This window comes from Bradyrhizobium sp. OK095, from assembly GCF_900109945.1.
Taxonomy (GTDB): domain Bacteria; phylum Pseudomonadota; class Alphaproteobacteria; order Rhizobiales; family Xanthobacteraceae; genus Bradyrhizobium.
In genome coordinates, this window is sequence record NZ_FOBX01000009.1 from 131,033 (window position 1) to 145,447 (window position 14,415).

At 63.4% G+C, this 14,415-nt stretch carries 13 protein-coding genes; 9 read left to right on the forward strand and 4 right to left on the reverse strand.

Annotation, left to right across the window (positions count from 1 at the left end; all coding sequences use genetic code 11):
• Window positions 1–87 precede the first annotated feature (87 nt).
• The 5 genes from BMW89_RS23825 to BMW89_RS23845 all read left to right on the forward strand — a co-directional run bounded on the left by BMW89_RS23825 (window position 88) and on the right by BMW89_RS23845 (window position 4,123).
• Window positions 88–1,098 carry an alpha/beta hydrolase gene (locus BMW89_RS23825; protein ID WP_177196269.1) on the forward strand — a complete coding sequence of 337 codons (1,011 nt, stop codon included), beginning with the start codon at window positions 88–90 and terminating at the stop codon, window positions 1,096–1,098.
• Between the two features lie 243 nt (window positions 1,099–1,341).
• A complete protein-coding gene (locus BMW89_RS23830) occupies window positions 1,342–1,896 on the forward strand; it encodes a hypothetical protein (protein ID WP_092029464.1) in 555 nt (184 codons plus the stop codon).
• Window positions 1,896–2,195 carry a winged helix-turn-helix domain-containing protein gene (locus BMW89_RS23835; RefSeq protein ID WP_071909521.1) on the forward strand — a complete coding sequence of 100 codons (300 nt, stop codon included), beginning with the start codon at window positions 1,896–1,898 and terminating at the stop codon, window positions 2,193–2,195. The genes BMW89_RS23830 and BMW89_RS23835 overlap by 1 nt, the downstream gene beginning before the upstream one ends.
• A gap of 371 nt (window positions 2,196–2,566) precedes the next feature.
• Entirely contained in the window at window positions 2,567–3,424 is an 858-nt protein-coding gene (locus tag BMW89_RS23840) for a hypothetical protein (protein WP_092029465.1), read from the forward strand.
• Window positions 3,425–3,427: 3 nt separating this feature from the next.
• Window positions 3,428–4,123, forward strand: coding sequence for a hypothetical protein (locus BMW89_RS23845; protein ID WP_092029466.1), 696 nt, complete (start codon window positions 3,428–3,430; stop codon window positions 4,121–4,123).
• A 1,130-nt stretch (window positions 4,124–5,253) separates the two neighbouring features.
• Here the strand turns inward: BMW89_RS23845 and BMW89_RS23850 are convergent.
• Window positions 5,254–5,808, reverse strand: a complete 555-nt coding sequence (locus tag BMW89_RS23850; protein ID WP_092029467.1) for an endonuclease domain-containing protein — start codon at window positions 5,806–5,808, stop codon at window positions 5,254–5,256.
• Window positions 5,805–6,233 carry a hypothetical protein gene (locus tag BMW89_RS23855; protein ID WP_092029468.1) on the reverse strand — a complete coding sequence of 143 codons (429 nt, stop codon included), beginning with the start codon at window positions 6,231–6,233 and terminating at the stop codon, window positions 5,805–5,807. The genes BMW89_RS23850 and BMW89_RS23855 overlap by 4 nt, the downstream gene beginning before the upstream one ends.
• A 503-nt stretch (window positions 6,234–6,736) precedes the next feature.
• Between BMW89_RS23855 and purD the strand changes: the two genes are divergently transcribed.
• Entirely contained in the window at window positions 6,737–8,020 is a 1,284-nt protein-coding gene (gene purD, locus BMW89_RS23860) for a phosphoribosylamine--glycine ligase (protein ID WP_092029469.1), read from the forward strand.
• Between the two features lie 141 nt (window positions 8,021–8,161).
• Window positions 8,162–9,067, forward strand: coding sequence for an alpha/beta fold hydrolase (locus BMW89_RS23865; RefSeq protein WP_092029470.1), 906 nt, complete (start codon window positions 8,162–8,164; stop codon window positions 9,065–9,067).
• Here the strand turns inward: BMW89_RS23865 and BMW89_RS23870 are convergent.
• Window positions 9,064–9,522: a nucleoside deaminase gene (locus BMW89_RS23870; RefSeq protein WP_092029471.1), complete on the reverse strand. Its 459-nt coding sequence runs from the start codon at window positions 9,520–9,522 to the stop codon at window positions 9,064–9,066. The two genes, BMW89_RS23865 and BMW89_RS23870, sit on opposite strands and share 4 nt — an antisense overlap.
• Window positions 9,523–9,641: 119 nt before the next feature.
• On the opposite strand from BMW89_RS23870, the gene BMW89_RS23875 reads away from it, so the two are divergent.
• Together BMW89_RS23875 and rsmD are read left to right on the forward strand one after the other, a co-directional pair.
• The gene (locus BMW89_RS23875; RefSeq protein ID WP_177196270.1) at window positions 9,642–11,861 is read left to right on the forward strand and encodes a pseudouridine synthase; all 2,220 of its coding nucleotides are present in this window, start codon (window positions 9,642–9,644) and stop codon (window positions 11,859–11,861) included.
• A gap of 2 nt (window positions 11,862–11,863) precedes the next feature.
• Complete coding sequence (gene rsmD / locus BMW89_RS23880; protein WP_092029473.1) at window positions 11,864–12,421, forward strand: 16S rRNA (guanine(966)-N(2))-methyltransferase RsmD; 558 nt, start codon at window positions 11,864–11,866, stop codon at window positions 12,419–12,421.
• Between the two features lies 1 nt (window position 12,422).
• Here the strand turns inward: rsmD and mutL are convergent, their stop codons facing one another.
• Window positions 12,423–14,237 (reverse strand): DNA mismatch repair endonuclease MutL, encoded by a 1,815-nt coding sequence (gene mutL / locus BMW89_RS23885; protein ID WP_092029474.1) that lies wholly within the window; start codon window positions 14,235–14,237, stop codon window positions 12,423–12,425.
• Window positions 14,238–14,415 lie beyond the last annotated feature (178 nt).

The window sequence follows — 14,415 nt, forward strand, 5'->3', positions numbered from 1 at the left end:
CCGCCCGGCGCCAATCCCCGGGTTGATTGGAAGAGTACTCTGTTATATAGAGTTCTCTATTGATGTTCGATCTGACTGGAGTATGTCATGGCGATTCGGCTGCTGCGCGGCGTGTTGAACGGACTGAAATGGGCCCTGTGTGCGGTCGGCGGCGTGGCGCTGATCCTGGCAGCGATGATCGCAACCCCGCTGGAGCGGCCGCCTGAGATGCGCTCGGTGTCGGAGTCCGCCAAGGGTATCGACTGGTCCACGCTGCCGCCGCTCGAGCGCTTCCAGGCCCGCGACGGCAGCTGGATCGGTTTCCGGCATTACGCCGCGAACGGCGCCGCAACCGGCCGCGGCGCGGTTTTCATCCATGGCTCCTCCGGCTCCAGCGGCACCGTCAACCACGCGCTGACCCATGCGATCGCCGCGCGTGGTGTCGAGATCTGGGCGCTCGACATGCGCGGCCACGGTGGCTCCGGCACGCGCGGCGACATCGGTTATGTCGGCCAGCTCGAAGACGACCTCGTCGATTTCGTCGCTCAAATCCGCAAGACCGCGCCGGATTTGCCGCTCACTTTGATCGGCCATTCCGCCGGTGCCGGCTTCTCGCTGCGCGTCGCCGCGACGCCGATCATGCAGGACATGTTCGTGCGCACCGTGCTGCTCGCGCCCTATCTCGGCTATGACGCGCCGACCAACAGGCCGCATTCCGGCGGCTGGGCCAATGCCGACATTCCGCGCTTCCTCGGCCTCGCCGCACTGCGCAAGCTCGGCATCGACTGCTGCGCGCAGCTTCCGGTGCTCGCTTTGGCGGTGCCGCCGAATTTCGAAAAGATCCTCGTCTCCATTTATTCCGACCGCCTGATGCGCAATTTCGCGACGCGCGGCTATCGCATCGATTTTCCGGCCACGACCCGCCCCATCACGATCTTCGGCGCCGCCGAGGACGAGATGATGATCTCGGATAAATATGCGGAGACCGTGCAGGCGATCAAACCGTCGGTCGACGTCAAGATCATCGACGGCATCAACCACATGGGCATCGTCACCAACCCGAAGGCGATCTCGGTCATCGCCGAGGACGTGGCAACGCGCGGGGCAGGGCAATCATGATGCGATCCGCTGAGGGCAAGGCCAGCGTATATGGGAGCGGCTTCCCCGCGGCCATCCTTCGAGACGCCCGCCTGCGGCGGACCCTCAGGATGAGGGCGGAGTTTGCGGCGGTCGCTTCAACGGGGACTGGTGCAGCTGAGCCTCATCCTGAGGAGACCGCGAAGCGGTCGTCTCGAAGGACGAGGCGTGCGCTCAGGTGTCACCGAGCATCATGCGCGTTAGCCCTGGGAAGAAAGGGATGACATGATCGACAGCAAGGAGGCGTCCGCAGCGCTGGCCGATATCGACGACATCGTCCAGCGCGTGAAGCAATCGCAGCTCTACGAGCTGGCGAGCCTCGCGGCCGTCTGGTGGGGCATCGTGGTGTTCGCAGGCAATCTCGTGACCTGGCTCTGGCCGATCTACGCGGTCTACGCCTGGGTGGCCGTGGACGTTCTCGGTGTCGCCGGTCTGGTTGCGCTCCGCCTGCTCAATCCGCCGCATCACCCCCATGGGGCCGGCTTCGATGTCAGGCTGCTCCTGGTGTTCGTCCTGTTCTTCGCGTTCGGCTACCTCTGCACCAACGTTCTCGGTCATTTCGGCCCGCGCCAGCTCGGCGCATTCTGGCCGATCTACTTCATGCTGTTTTATGCGCTGGCCGGTCTTTGGTTCGGCTACGCGTTCGTGGCAATCGGGCTCGGCATCACAGCACTGACGCTGATCGGTTTCTTCACCATCGGCGAGGCATTCCCGCTCTGGATGGCCTTCGTCAACGGCGGCGGCCTGATCGTCGGCGGCCTCTGGATGCGGCGGATCTGATGGCCGAGCTCGACGACATCATCCACCAGCCGCTGCGGCTGAAGATCATGGCGGCGCTGAATGCGTTGCCGGTCTCCGCTGGCCTGGAGTTCTCGCGACTGAAGAAGCTCACCGGCGCCACCGACGGCAATCTCGGTGCGCATATCGAGACCTTGGCCAAGGCCGGCTACGTCTCGGTGGACAAGGCCTTCGTCGGCAAGAAGCCGCAGACTACGGTCACTGCGACGGCGGCCGGCCGCGGCGCCTTCGCGCGGCATGTCGCGACGTTGCAGGAGATCATTGCGGGGAAGCAAGTTTAGGCCCGTTGGCGAGACTGGTGCAAGCGACCACCATTCAAGAAATGGCGGCCCCCTTGGAGCCTCTGGGACAGTTATCCGCCGATCCACTTACAAGCGATTTTCTTGCCAAATATTTGTTGCTCCTTCCATATCCGCTCCGCCGAGACGAAAATTCTGGGCTGTTGCACACGATGTTGGATGTTTTTGTTGGACGAAAATCGTCCGAAACTACTATGGGAACCGTAAGCACGCTGAACCATTTCGAGGGGGCGGGTCTTCGCAGTGGCCTGCCTCGCCCCTACTCAACTCGAAAGCGCAACTGGAAGCTGTTATCTTCCGCCCTCTTGCGCGGGACCCCTGGTGCGTCCCCGATTTTTAGCGGAGCCCCGGCGTTGTCCCAGGAAGTCACGATCAAGATCGATGATTCATTCACCGGTCCCGTATGCGACTACAGCGTGGGCTTCCTGAAGTTCGGACGCCAGGGCAATCATGAGACCGCGACACCCATGGGCACCGGCACCTTCGTCAAGCTCGGCAAGCTGTACGGCATCCTAACCGCGGGCCATGTCCTGAAAGAGCTTGAGCCGAATGAAACGGTCGGCCTTGTGCGTTTTCCGAGCATACAGCCCGCGCTACAGAACCGGCGGCTGAACCTCGCCCACACCAAACGCGTAGTGGACTGGAACGGAAAGGAATGCGACGCGCCCGACCTCGCTTTCGTGTCCCTACCTGAGGTCGACGCACGTGATCTCGAGGCCAAGGGGGGCATCTTCTACAACCTTGGCCTGCCGCGCGAATTCAAGGCCGGGACCGAAGGGCATCGCATGGGCACATGCTATGCGCTCGTCGGCGTTGTTGGCGAATGGACCGAGGACGGCGCAGCGGCCTTCCTCAAAGGAAAAAAGATCGACGTCGGCGGCCTCTTCGGCTCCGCCAAGACCGTCCGGCCATTCAAGGAGGACGGCAAGGATCTTGTCGAGATCGAGGTCAGCTATGAAACCGGTCCTCGGGTCCCGAAAAGCTATGGCGGAGTGAGCGGCGGAGCCTTGTGGGAGCTGCATGTGGAGTTGGACCTCGCGGGCAAGGTCGTCGCCGTCAACAAGAAGCTGTACGGCGTCGCGTTCCGAGAGTCGGGTGACAAGAAGCGCGTGACGGCCAATGGCGCGTCCCTGATCGACGCCATCGTCAAAAACGAGATCATTCCTAGCTGGCCCGAAGCCGATCCCGAAGCACCCATGAAGCAGGCTTGAGAGATGGATATCGCTGCCGCAGCCGCGGCCTTGCAGAAATTCAGCGGGAGCGGCCTCACAGGGGCACTCGCACGGATCGAGGACGAACTGAAAGGCGCGACCCGGGCGGCATCCCTCGCCGCCCTCTCCTCGTCCGGCGATGAGAAGCAGGCGCTCGCCGCGGCCGCCTCGCTCAAGCGGGTGGCAGGCCAGGTGAACACGGCGATCCATGCGCTGGGGATCATGCTCTGCCTTCCGCACATTCTGGAGGACGGAGAGATCGTCGAGTACGTGTCGCTCGGCGCGGGCAATACCGGAAGGCCGTTCGACCTTGAGACCAACCTCCGCGTCGCCGAGTTCAAATTCATTCACTGGCAAGGCACCGCCGAGACAATTCGGCAGAATTCGGTCTTCAAGGACTTTTTTCTGCTGTCGGACCATCTAACGCCCAAGCGCAAATGCCTATATGTGCTCGGCACCGAATACCCGCTGAAATTCTTTCGGGCGAAGCGTGCCATCACAAGCGTGCTCAGCAAGAACGAGGCGGTCCGCGATCAGTTTCGCGCGCGCTTTGGCGACCGCTACACGCGTGTGCACGAATACTACGCCGACCACAAGGATGCGGTGGTGATCGAGGATGTTTCCATGTGGCTGCCTGAGCTGATTGACGACAATCTGGCGGACAACAGTCAGTCCGGCGTGCTCGAGGAAGAGCAATAGGAACGCATGGCATCCGCCGTCACGATCTTTTGGATCAAGGCGCAAGATTCGCAGGGGATTCTTGCTTACGTCTATCTCCGGCGTGTCCGGAGCTCAGCGTCAAAGCCCAACACAGGCGGTCTAAATCCGTCGCGCCTTAGGCGTCTGGCGGATATTCTTCTGCCCGCCTCCGAAGGACAGGGTGCACGCCATCGCAGCCGGGCGTCTGGCAGCGACCATCAGCATCCAAGGGATTCTTGCGAGAGCAACGTGGGCACACCCACCCGTCGATGCGATCAGTATTGTTGTGCATGTCTGTGTCTCTGATGCTCGGAGCGCAGTCTCCTTTTCAAGAAGTATGCATGAGCCGCACCGGAATCGATTAGATCGAACGCCTTCATTTTTGCTTCGAGCACTGATCCGAACTGGAGTTTCCCAACAGTGCCGTTCATACGAAGCTTGTAGTTTGTCCCATCGGGAACGATGGAAAGCGCAACGCCTTTTTGAACGATTGATGCCGAGCCGGACTTGCCCGCAGACTACCGATTGGAGAAAAGGAAGCGAGTGCGACGCTTGACGTGTCTCATTTGGTTGGTCGCAAAATCACTGGAGGTCAGATGGTCACAGCAGACTTCCCCGACCTCCATTGTTCCCCACCTCGCGTGATAGACGGGGAAGACGTAGCGAATTGCAGTCCCACATAGCTCGCACTCGCCGTCGAGACCGCCAAGATCATTGTAGTCACCGAAATGCTCCCATCCGGATGGCGGCATGATCTTTCCATGCTCTTGCGCGTGACAGCCTTTGCAGAGGGCCTCACATGCTTCGTGTGGGTACTGCCAAGGCAGGCGATTCGGTAGGTAGATGTTGTGATGAACCTGAATCGTCACTCCATCATCGGGACCTCGTTGGCACCGATTGCAGACGCCATCATGGAGGCGAATGACTTCAGTCCGAAACGCACGCCATTCGGGTCGGTTGTAATGCTTCATCGGATTGACCGCCGCGAATAGACTGGCAGTTTAACAGGACGGAACGCGAATTGCGGTGATAGTGCAACAAACGGGGGCAAACTGATGCTTTGGCTTTGGAATTTAGTGCACTGTCATCGTAATTTTTTCTTTGGATCAGCCCTTTGTATTTTCTCAAGCCTACCAATCGGGTTCATAGCTACGAAGGGGAGGATGCCGTTTGATGCCTGCGGCGTCGAGCAAGTCGCATTGTGCCTGCGTCAGCTGGGCTGGTCGCATAAAGCGCATCGTCTGCAATATCTTCGCGAGGCAATCGTCTGGCGCACAATGTATTTCAGAGCCGATAAAACGAAGTAGCACGATCCCCTTCGATGCAGCCAGCTTGCTCTTCTTGGCATCATTCTGACGCTGCTCAGGGCTGCTATGGAAGTCCTTACCGTCACACTCGACGATGATCATGGGAAACGGCCGCCCTTTGCGGGAAATCGCTAGATCGTAGATATACCGATCCAAAAAGTACCGAGGCTGGCATGTCAAAGTTTCGTCCCCCACGACCCGCAACGCCTTCCTGATCCTCACACCAAGCGAGACCTCAATTGGGGAATCGCAACCCGGCCCAATCTCTCGTGCCATGGCTGCAAAATCGACAGCTTCAGCAAGACACGCTGAGAACGGCTTGAAGCCTGTCGCGGTCAGTTCGTCAGTATCGCTGCTATCGAAATACTCCATGTTCATGCAGGCTCCGCGTTGAGGTAAGTCCAAGCCGACGTGGTACCCTCGCCGCTCTCAGCGCACAGCTTGACGAGGCGGCGCAACTGACGCTTGCGTACGGTTCGAGCTTGACGACAATGTAGATCAACGACGAAATCGCTATCTTCCTCGGGGAAGTCGAGGTGATAATGATGGCAAATGCAAACCATCGTCACCACGCTCAGACCGTCGTACCCGGCGAAAGATTCCGAGTAAGAATCAATCTCAGCGAGCTTTAGGCGCTCTCTTTCACTTGGCGCATAGGCATCTGACTTGCGGGCCATCGCCCCAAGCCATTCCCATTCCCAATCTGTCCAGTCGTTGTCGGGGAGTTGCTGCAACCGGGCAGCAAGTTCACGAAAGAATGCGATGTCCTTCGCCTTCTCCGCGACGTTGGAAATCATTCCCATCAAGCAGGCCCCATAGGTTCGGAACCAACTCAACACGCGTATAACTTGGGGATAGGATCAGATTCGCGAACTTCTGAGAACTAGAGAACCGCAGAATCAACTGCGAATCCGCTTGCTTGTTGGTCAAGTGCTTTATTTTACAGATCATAGGCAATTCTCCACAGCACCGCTTGCACTCTGGAACTGAACGCATGTGGTTGATTAGGGCTTGGGGAAGCGCTGTAATTTGATACCGAGCGTCTTCGCTTTGGGCGACCGCCCTTTGGTCATTCGTGATTGGGTGGGGACGCTGGTAGCTTCGGCAATGTTCGCTAATTCGGCGAAAGCGGAGATAAATTCCGGAGCGTCGCCAACCGTGCTGCGCATGGTGCGGCCAAACGAATTCCTGGCTCGCGCCTAAGCGCCGCGCCCCGGAATGACAGGGAATGGAGGCCGTTTCCCCTTGAGCCCCACCCCGATTCATGCGACCTCCGCCCCAGCAAACCCCTCATTTCGAGCCTTCGATGCACATTCTCCTGCTTGGTTCCGGCGGCCGCGAACATGCCCTGGCGTGGAAGATCGCAGCCTCTCCCCTGGTGACCAAACTCTGGTGCGCGCCGGGCAATGTCGGGATCGCCCGCGAGGCGGAGTGCGTGGCGCTCGATGTCGCCGACCATGCTGCCGTGATCGACTTCTGCAAGCAGAACGCGGTCGAGCTCGTCGTGGTCGGTCCGGAGACGCCGCTGGCGGCCGGCATCGTCGATGATCTCACCGCCGCCGGCATCAAGGCGTTCGGGCCAAACAAAATTCCCGCCCAGCTCGAAAGCTCCAAGGGGTTTACCAAGGCGCTGTGCACCGAATTCGGCATTCCGACCGGCGCCTACAAGCGCTTCACCAACGCCGATGATGCGCGTGCTTACGTGCAGAGCCAGGGCGCGCCGATCGTGGTGAAGGCCGATGGCCTCGCCGCCGGCAAAGGCGTCGTCGTTGCCAAGACCGTGCGCGAGGCCGAGGACGCCATCGCCATGATGTTCGAGGGCGCCTTTGGCGAGGCCGGCGCCGAGGTCGTGATCGAGGAATTTCTGCCGGGCCGCGAGATCAGCTTCTTCGCGCTGTGCGACGGCGAGACCGCGATTCCGCTGGCGTCCGCGCAGGACCACAAGCGCGTGTTCGACCACGATGTCGGCCCGAACACCGGCGGCATGGGCGCCTATTCGCCGACGCCGCTGGTGACGCCGGCGATCCACGACACGATCATGGCAAAAATCATTCTGCCGACGGTATCAGGCATGAAGCAGCGCGGCACGCCGTTCCGCGGCATTCTCTACGCCGGCATCATGCTGACCACGCAGGGCCCAAAACTGTTCGAGTTCAACGTCCGCTTCGGCGATCCCGAGTGCCAGGTGCTGATGCTGCGCATGATGTCGGACATCGTGCCGGCGTTCCTCGCCTCCTGCGACGGGCAGCTGAAGAACTTTGACCTTCGCTGGTATCCGGAATCCGCGCTGACCGTGGTGATGGCAGCAAAAGGCTATCCCGGCGACTACCAGAAGGGCACGCGGATCGAGGGGCTCGATGACGCCGCTGGGGTCGACACCGTCGAGATCTTCCATGCCGGCACGGTTGCGAAGGATGGTGCCACCCTCGCCAATGGCGGCCGCGTGCTCAATGTCTGCGCGCTCGGCAAGACAGTGACGGAGGCGCAGGCGCGCGCCTATCAGGCCGTCGACCGGATCAGCTGGCCGGAGGGTTTTTGCCGCCGCGATATCGGCTGGCAGGCGGTGGAAGCCGAGAAGGCGCGGGGCTGACAGGGTTTTTCCGGCTGCGGGCGCAAGGGGGCGGCGGCCCCGCCGGCATTTTGGGATTCTTCAAGCGGGGCTTGAACTTAGCTACTGTGCATGGGGTTGTTTCGACATTCGTCGTTGCGGCACCCTCACGTAGGAGGAACCATGTCCGATCTCGCCGACCTCTATCCGGGCTTCGCCTCGGAATGGATCAACACCTCCTTCGGCCGCATCTTCGCCCGCGTCGGCGGCAATGGCCCGCCGCTGCTGCTGCTGCACGGCTTCTCCGAGACCAACGTGATGTGGCATCGCGTGGCGCCGCAACTGGCCGACAAGTTCACGCTGATCATCGCCGATTTGCCGGGCTATGGCTGGTCCGACATGCCCGACAGCGATGCGCAGCACATCCCCTACAGCAAGCGCGCGATGGCCAAGGCCATGGTCGAGGCGATGGAGCAACTCGGCCACGTCCACTTCGCGCTCGCCGGCCACGACCGCGGCGGCCGCGTCTCCTATCGTCTGGCGCTCGATCATCCCGGCCGGCTATCAAAACTTGCCGTGCTCGATATCCTGCCGACCTATAATTACTGGGAACGGATGAACCGCGCCTATGCGCTAAAAATCTATCACTGGACGTTTCTCGCCCAGCCCGCGCCGCTGCCGGAGACGTTGATCTCAGGCAATGGCGAGTTCTTCCTGCGCTTCAAGATGGCGAGCCAGACCAAGTCGAAGACGCTCGATGCGATCGACCCGCGCGCGCTCGAACACTACATCGCCCCGTTCCGCGATCCCGCCCGCGTGCACGCGATGTGCGAGGACTACCGCGCCGGCGCGTATTTCGACTACGACCTCGACAAGGCCGATTTCGAAGCCGGCAAGAAGATCACGGTGCCGATGCTGGCCCTGTGGGGTGGCGTCGGCATTGCCCAGGCGGCGGCGACGCCGCTCGACACCTGGAAGCAATGGGCCACGAACGTGGACGGCATGCCGGTGGATTCCGGGCACTTCCTGACGGAAGAGAATCCGGATGTGACCGCGAAGGCGCTGCGCGAGTTCTTCCTCGCGCCTTAGCGCCGCTCCCGAAAGAACTCCTTGAGCAGCCGGGCCGACTCGCTCTCGCCGACCCCGGAATAGACGTCCGGTGCGTGGTGGCAGGTTGGCGAAGCAAAGAACCGCACGCCGGACTCGACGGCGCCGCCCTTGGGATCGGCCGCGCCGTAATAGAGCCGCCTGACCCTTGCAAACGAGATGGCACCCGCACACATGGTGCAAGGCTCCAGCGTCACGTAGAGGTCGCAGTCCACCAGCCGCTCGCTGCCGATCTTTTTCGCGGCCTCGCGCAGCGCGACAAGCTCGGCATGAGCGGTGGGGTCATGGTCGGTCAGCGTCCGATTGCCGGCGGTGGCGATGACCTCGTAACCCCGGACCACCACGCATCCGATCGGAACTTCGCCCGCCTTTCCGGCATTTTCGGCGGTTTTGAGCGCCAAATCCATGAAAGAGGGGGCTTTCAAGCCTCGTATCATCCGAAGAAACCTGCTAGTAGCTGCGCCTTCAGCAGAAGTGCTTACCGATATTGCCTGAGCATGCGGCTCCGAATGAGCGCGCACAATGCTTTCTGGCCACCCCCTGAGTGAGATTATTCATGCCTCGCGACAGCGACAAAGACAACGATTCCCGTGGCCGGCGAGGCCCCCCCAGGGGAGCGTCAAAGGGACCGCCGAAGGGCCGCTCCGGCAAGCCGCGTGGTCCCGACAAGAAGTTCGCCAAGCGCGGCGGCGAGGGCAAGAGCGACAGCCGCCCGCCCCGCGGCGACCGTCCGTTCCGCCCCCGCGCCGAGGGCGATGCCCCGCGCCGCGACTTCAGCGACCGTCCGAAGTTCAATCGCGAAGACCGGCCGCGCGGCGAGGATCGTGGCGAGCGCAGCTTCAAGCCGCGTGGCGACCGTCCCTTCAAGCCGCGTGAGGACCGTCCGTTCTCCGAGCGTCCGTCGCGCGACGGCGAGAAGCGTCCCTTCAAACCGCGTGGCGACCGTCCATTCTCCGACCGCTCCTCGCGCGATGGCGAGAAGCGGCCGTTCAAGCCGCGCGGTGATCGCCCGTCCTTTGGCCGTGACGACCGTCCGCCGCGCCGGGATCGCGACGACTCCCGTCCCGCAGCCCGGACCAGTGATAGAAAGTTTGGCGACAAGAAGCCCTACGCGCCGCGTGGTGACCGCCCGGAACGCAAGTTCGATGGTGAGCGGAAGTTTTCGCGGGGCGGGCCGGATCGCGGGCCGCGCGAGGATCGTGGCGAGCGCAGCTTCAAGCCGCGTGGCGACCGCCCGAATTTCGATCGCGGTGATCGCGCGCCGCGTGGCGACCGCCCCGAACGCAAATTCGACGGCGAGCGGAAATTTTCGCGGGGCGCCCCGGATCGCGGGCCGCGCAAGGATTTTGGCAAGGATTTCGGCGGCCGCGACCGCGGTGCCGACAAGCCCTGGCAGAAGCGCGAAGGCGGCGGCGGCGGCGACGACCGTCCGCGTTTCTCGCGTCCGCGCGACGATCGTCCGTCGGGCGATCGTCCGTTCCGTGAGCGGCCCAAGTTTGATCGACCCAAGTTCGATCGCCCGCGCGAGGACCGTCCCAAGTTTGATCGGCCCCGCCGTGACGGGGATGGCGAGCGCGGTGAGCGCGGCGGTGACCGGCCGACATTCGCCCGGCCGCGCGAGCGCTCCGACTGGCACGAGCATCCGCGCAGCGAAGGCAGTTCTGGCGATCGTCCGCGCCGTGAAAACGAGGATGAGAGCAGGATCTTCGAGAAGCGTCCTGCCTTCGGCGGCCGCGGCGCTTATCGTCAGCGCGATCGTGATTTCGAGGGGCGGCCGCGTCGGGAAGAAGAGGCCAAGCCGAAGAAGGCCGGCGAGCGCATCGCCAAGGCGCTGGCACGCGTGGGCCTTGCCTCGCGCCGCGACGCCGAAGAGATGGTCACGCAGGGCCGCGTCACCGTCAACGGTCGTATCATCAACTCGCCCGCGCTCGACATCACCCCGAACGACGTCGTGCTGGTCGACGGCAAGCCGTTGCCGGAGCGCGAGCGCACGCGGCTGTTTATCTATCACAAGCCACGCGGCCTGATGACGACGCATGACGACCCCGAGGGTCGCCCGACCGTGTTCGACAATTTGCCCGAAGGCCTGCCGCGGCTGATCTCGATCGGCCGGCTCGACTTCAACACCGAAGGCCTGCTGCTGCTCACCAATGACGGCGGCCTCGCGCGCACGCTCGAACTGCCCGACACCGGCTGGCTGCGCCGTTACCGCGTCCGCGCCCATGGTGACGTCACGCAGGCGCAGCTCGACGAGCTCAAGAACGGCATCGAAGTCGAGGGCGTCAAATACGGCCCGATCGACGCGACACTGGAGCGCGACCAGGGCGCCAATGTCTGGCTGGTGTTCGCGATCCGCGAAGGCAAGAACCGCGAGGTGCGCAACGTCTGCGCCCATCTCGGGCTCGAGGTGAACCGGCTGATCCGCGTCTCCTACGGCCCGTTCCAGCTCGGCGAGGTCCCCGAAGGTCAGGTCGAGGAGATCAAGTCGCGCGTGCTGCGCGATCAGCTCGGCGACAAGGTGATCGAGAAGTCGGGCGCGCAGTTCGACGTGCCGAAGAAAGCATCGTCGAGCGACGGCGATGCGCCGCGCGAGAAGAAGCCGGTCAGCAAGCGCGACGTGATCAACGATCGCAAGGGCCGCCGCGTGCTGGTGCAGCGCACCGGTAGCGAGGAGGCGCGCGAGCGCAACGAGTCCGAGGCCAACGGCTACGGGCCGCCGCGTCGTCCCAAGCGCGGCTATCACGGCAAGCGCGATCTGACGCCGAAGGAGGACTAGGGTTGCGCGTCGTCGGCGGTCGTTTGAAGGGGCGCAATCTCGCCTCACCGTCCTCGCGCGACATCCGCCCTACGGCGGACCGCTTGCGCGAGTCCGTGTTCAACATTCTCGTGCACGCCTATGACGATCCGCTTCAAGATGCGCGCGTGCTCGATCTCTTCGCCGGCACCGGCGCGCTCGGCATCGAGGCGTCCTCGCGCGGCGCAAAGTTCACGCTGTTCGTGGACAACGGCGCGGAGGCGCGGGCGCTGTTGCGCAACAATGTCGAGACGCTCGGTCTCGGCGGAGTGACAAAAGTCTATCGCCGCGATGCGACTGATCTGGGCCCCGCGCATCCGGTCGAGCCGTTCTCGCTGGTGTTCCTCGATCCGCCCTATGGCCAAGGCCTCGCGGAGAAGGCACTCGCGAGCTTGCGCGATGGCGGCTGGCTGACGCCCGGCGCGCTGCTCGTGGTGGAAGAGGCGAAGGCCGCGCAGTTCGTGACGCCGGAAGGTTACGAGGAGCTGGAGCGGCGGGCGTATGACGACACGGAGTTCGTGTTTTTGAAGCGCAACGCGTAAGTCACCTCCGCCCGAACAGCTTCTCTACATCGCTCAGCTTCAGCTCGACATAGGTCGGCCGGCCGTGGTTGCACTGGCCGGAGTTCGGGGTGTCCTCCATCTCGCGGAGCAGGGCGTTCATCTCCTCCGGCCGCAAGCGGCGGCCGGCGCGCACCGAGCCGTGGCACGCCATGGTGGCGGCGACGTGCATCAGGCGGCGTTCCAGAGGAAGCGCCTCGTCCCATTCGGCCATGTGCTCGGAGAGATCGCGCAAAAGGCCGCCGGCATTGGTCTTGCCGAGCAGCGACGGCGTCTCGCGCACCGCGACCGCGCCGGGGCCGAAGGATTCGATCGCAAGGCCAAATGACGCGAGCTCTTCGCTGCGATCGAGCAGGCGTTCCACCGTCGCCTCGTCCATCTCGACGATCTCGGGGATCAGCAGGATCTGCCGCTGCACGCCGTTCGCGGCGAGCGAGGCCTTCAGTCGCTCATAGACGATGCGCTCATGCGCGGCGTGCTGGTCGACGATGATGAGGCCGTCGCGGGTCTGCGCGACGATGTAGGTCTCGTGGATCTGTGTGCGCGCCGCGCCAAGCGGGCGGTCGACGAGGTCAGCCGCCGGTTGCGTCTCGAACCGCACGTCTGCGCTCGGCGCGCCGACGTCGAAGGCGGCCTGCGCACGCTCGGCGAAGGCCGGTGCCGCCGATCCGTCGAATGACGGCATAGGTGCGACCGGGGCCGACGGCGAGGCGCGCCAGTCCCAGCTTGCCGGACGCGGCGGCGTGAATGCGGGACGGAACGATGACAAGGCGCTCTCGCCGCTGTTGGCAGCGGTACGGCGGCCTTCACGCGCGAGACCTTCCTTCAGCCCGTGCACGATCAGTGCACGCACGAGGCCGGCATTGCGGAAGCGCACCTCGGTCTTGGCGGGATGGACGTTGGCATCGACCTCGCGCGGATCGAGCGCGACGAACAGTGCCAGCACCGGATGACGGTCGCGCGGCAGATAATCGGCATAGGCTCCGCGCACCGCGCCGAGGATCAGCTTGTCGCGGACCGGGCGGCCGTTGACGAAGAGATATTGCCCGAGCGCGTTGGCTTTGGTCAGTGCCGGCGCTGCGGCATAGCCGGAGACGACGACGCCCTCGCGCTCGGCATGGACCTCGAAGGCATGGCTGCGGAACTCTGCGCCCAGGATATCGCCGAGCCGCGTCAGGCGCCCGGCTGCGCCGGGCAGGGCGGCAGCCCAGGTCACTGGCGCGCGCTCCTCGCCAGCCAACGTGAAGGCGATTTCGGGCCGCGCCATCGCGAGGCGCCGCACCACCTCGCGGATCGCCTCCGCCTCGGTGCGGTCGGTCTTGAGAAACTTCAGCCGGGCAGGGGTCGCGTAGAAGAGGTCGTTGACCTCGACGCGCGTGCCATGGGCCAGTGCCGCCGGCATGATTTCGGATTTCTCGCCGCCCTCGACGGACAGCGCCCAGGCATGGGGCTCGCTGGCATGCCGTGTGGTGATCGAGAGACGCGCGACGGAGCCGATCGAGGGCAGCGCCTCGCCGCGGAACCCGAGGGTGCGGATCTGGAGCAGATCCTCGTCGTCGAGTTTTGACGTCGCATGGCGCTCGACCGCGAGCGCGAGGTCTTTCGCGGTCATGCCGCTGCCGTCGTCGGTGATGCCGATCCGGCGCCGCCCGCCGCCATCGGTGAAGACGTCGATCCGGCTCGCGCCGGCGTCGATGGCGTTCTCGACCAGTTCCTTGACCACGCTCGCCGGCCGCTCGACCACCTCGCCAGCGGCGATGCGGTTGACGACTTGCTCTGGCAATTGGCGGACGGGCATGAGGCTCGAATCTGGATTCGCTGACGGCGCTATTCTAGGCCGTGTTGCGTCAAAAGCATGTGTTGGGCAACAGGAACGTGTCGCCCTGGGGAAGAGGGCTATCTATCACATTGAAGACATTGGACGTTCGCGAAAATTGCGCACTGGCCAAAGGCCGATCTTCTTGTCCGGTCCTGAT

What these genes read in the sequence shown, in the direction of transcription:
- mutL (WP_092029474.1), bottom strand. Translation starts at nt 14,237, where the DNA reads ATGCCCGTCCGCCAATTGCCAGAGCAAGTCGTCAACCGCATCGCCGCT.
- BMW89_RS23865 (WP_092029470.1), top strand. Translation starts at nt 8,162, where the DNA reads ATGTCCGATCTCGCCGACCTCTATCCGGGCTTCGCCTCGGAATGGATC.
- BMW89_RS23825 (WP_177196269.1), top strand. Translation starts at nt 88, where the DNA reads ATGGCGATTCGGCTGCTGCGCGGCGTGTTGAACGGACTGAAATGGGCC.
- BMW89_RS23830 (WP_092029464.1), top strand. Translation starts at nt 1,342, where the DNA reads ATGATCGACAGCAAGGAGGCGTCCGCAGCGCTGGCCGATATCGACGAC.
- BMW89_RS23850 (WP_092029467.1), bottom strand. Translation starts at nt 5,808, where the DNA reads ATGAACATGGAGTATTTCGATAGCAGCGATACTGACGAACTGACCGCG.
- purD (WP_092029469.1), top strand. Translation starts at nt 6,737, where the DNA reads ATGCACATTCTCCTGCTTGGTTCCGGCGGCCGCGAACATGCCCTGGCG.
- BMW89_RS23870 (WP_092029471.1), bottom strand. Translation starts at nt 9,522, where the DNA reads ATGATACGAGGCTTGAAAGCCCCCTCTTTCATGGATTTGGCGCTCAAA.
- BMW89_RS23875 (WP_177196270.1), top strand. Translation starts at nt 9,642, where the DNA reads ATGCCTCGCGACAGCGACAAAGACAACGATTCCCGTGGCCGGCGAGGC.
- BMW89_RS23845 (WP_092029466.1), top strand. Translation starts at nt 3,428, where the DNA reads ATGGATATCGCTGCCGCAGCCGCGGCCTTGCAGAAATTCAGCGGGAGC.
- BMW89_RS23855 (WP_092029468.1), bottom strand. Translation starts at nt 6,233, where the DNA reads ATGGGAATGATTTCCAACGTCGCGGAGAAGGCGAAGGACATCGCATTC.
- BMW89_RS23835 (WP_071909521.1), top strand. Translation starts at nt 1,896, where the DNA reads ATGGCCGAGCTCGACGACATCATCCACCAGCCGCTGCGGCTGAAGATC.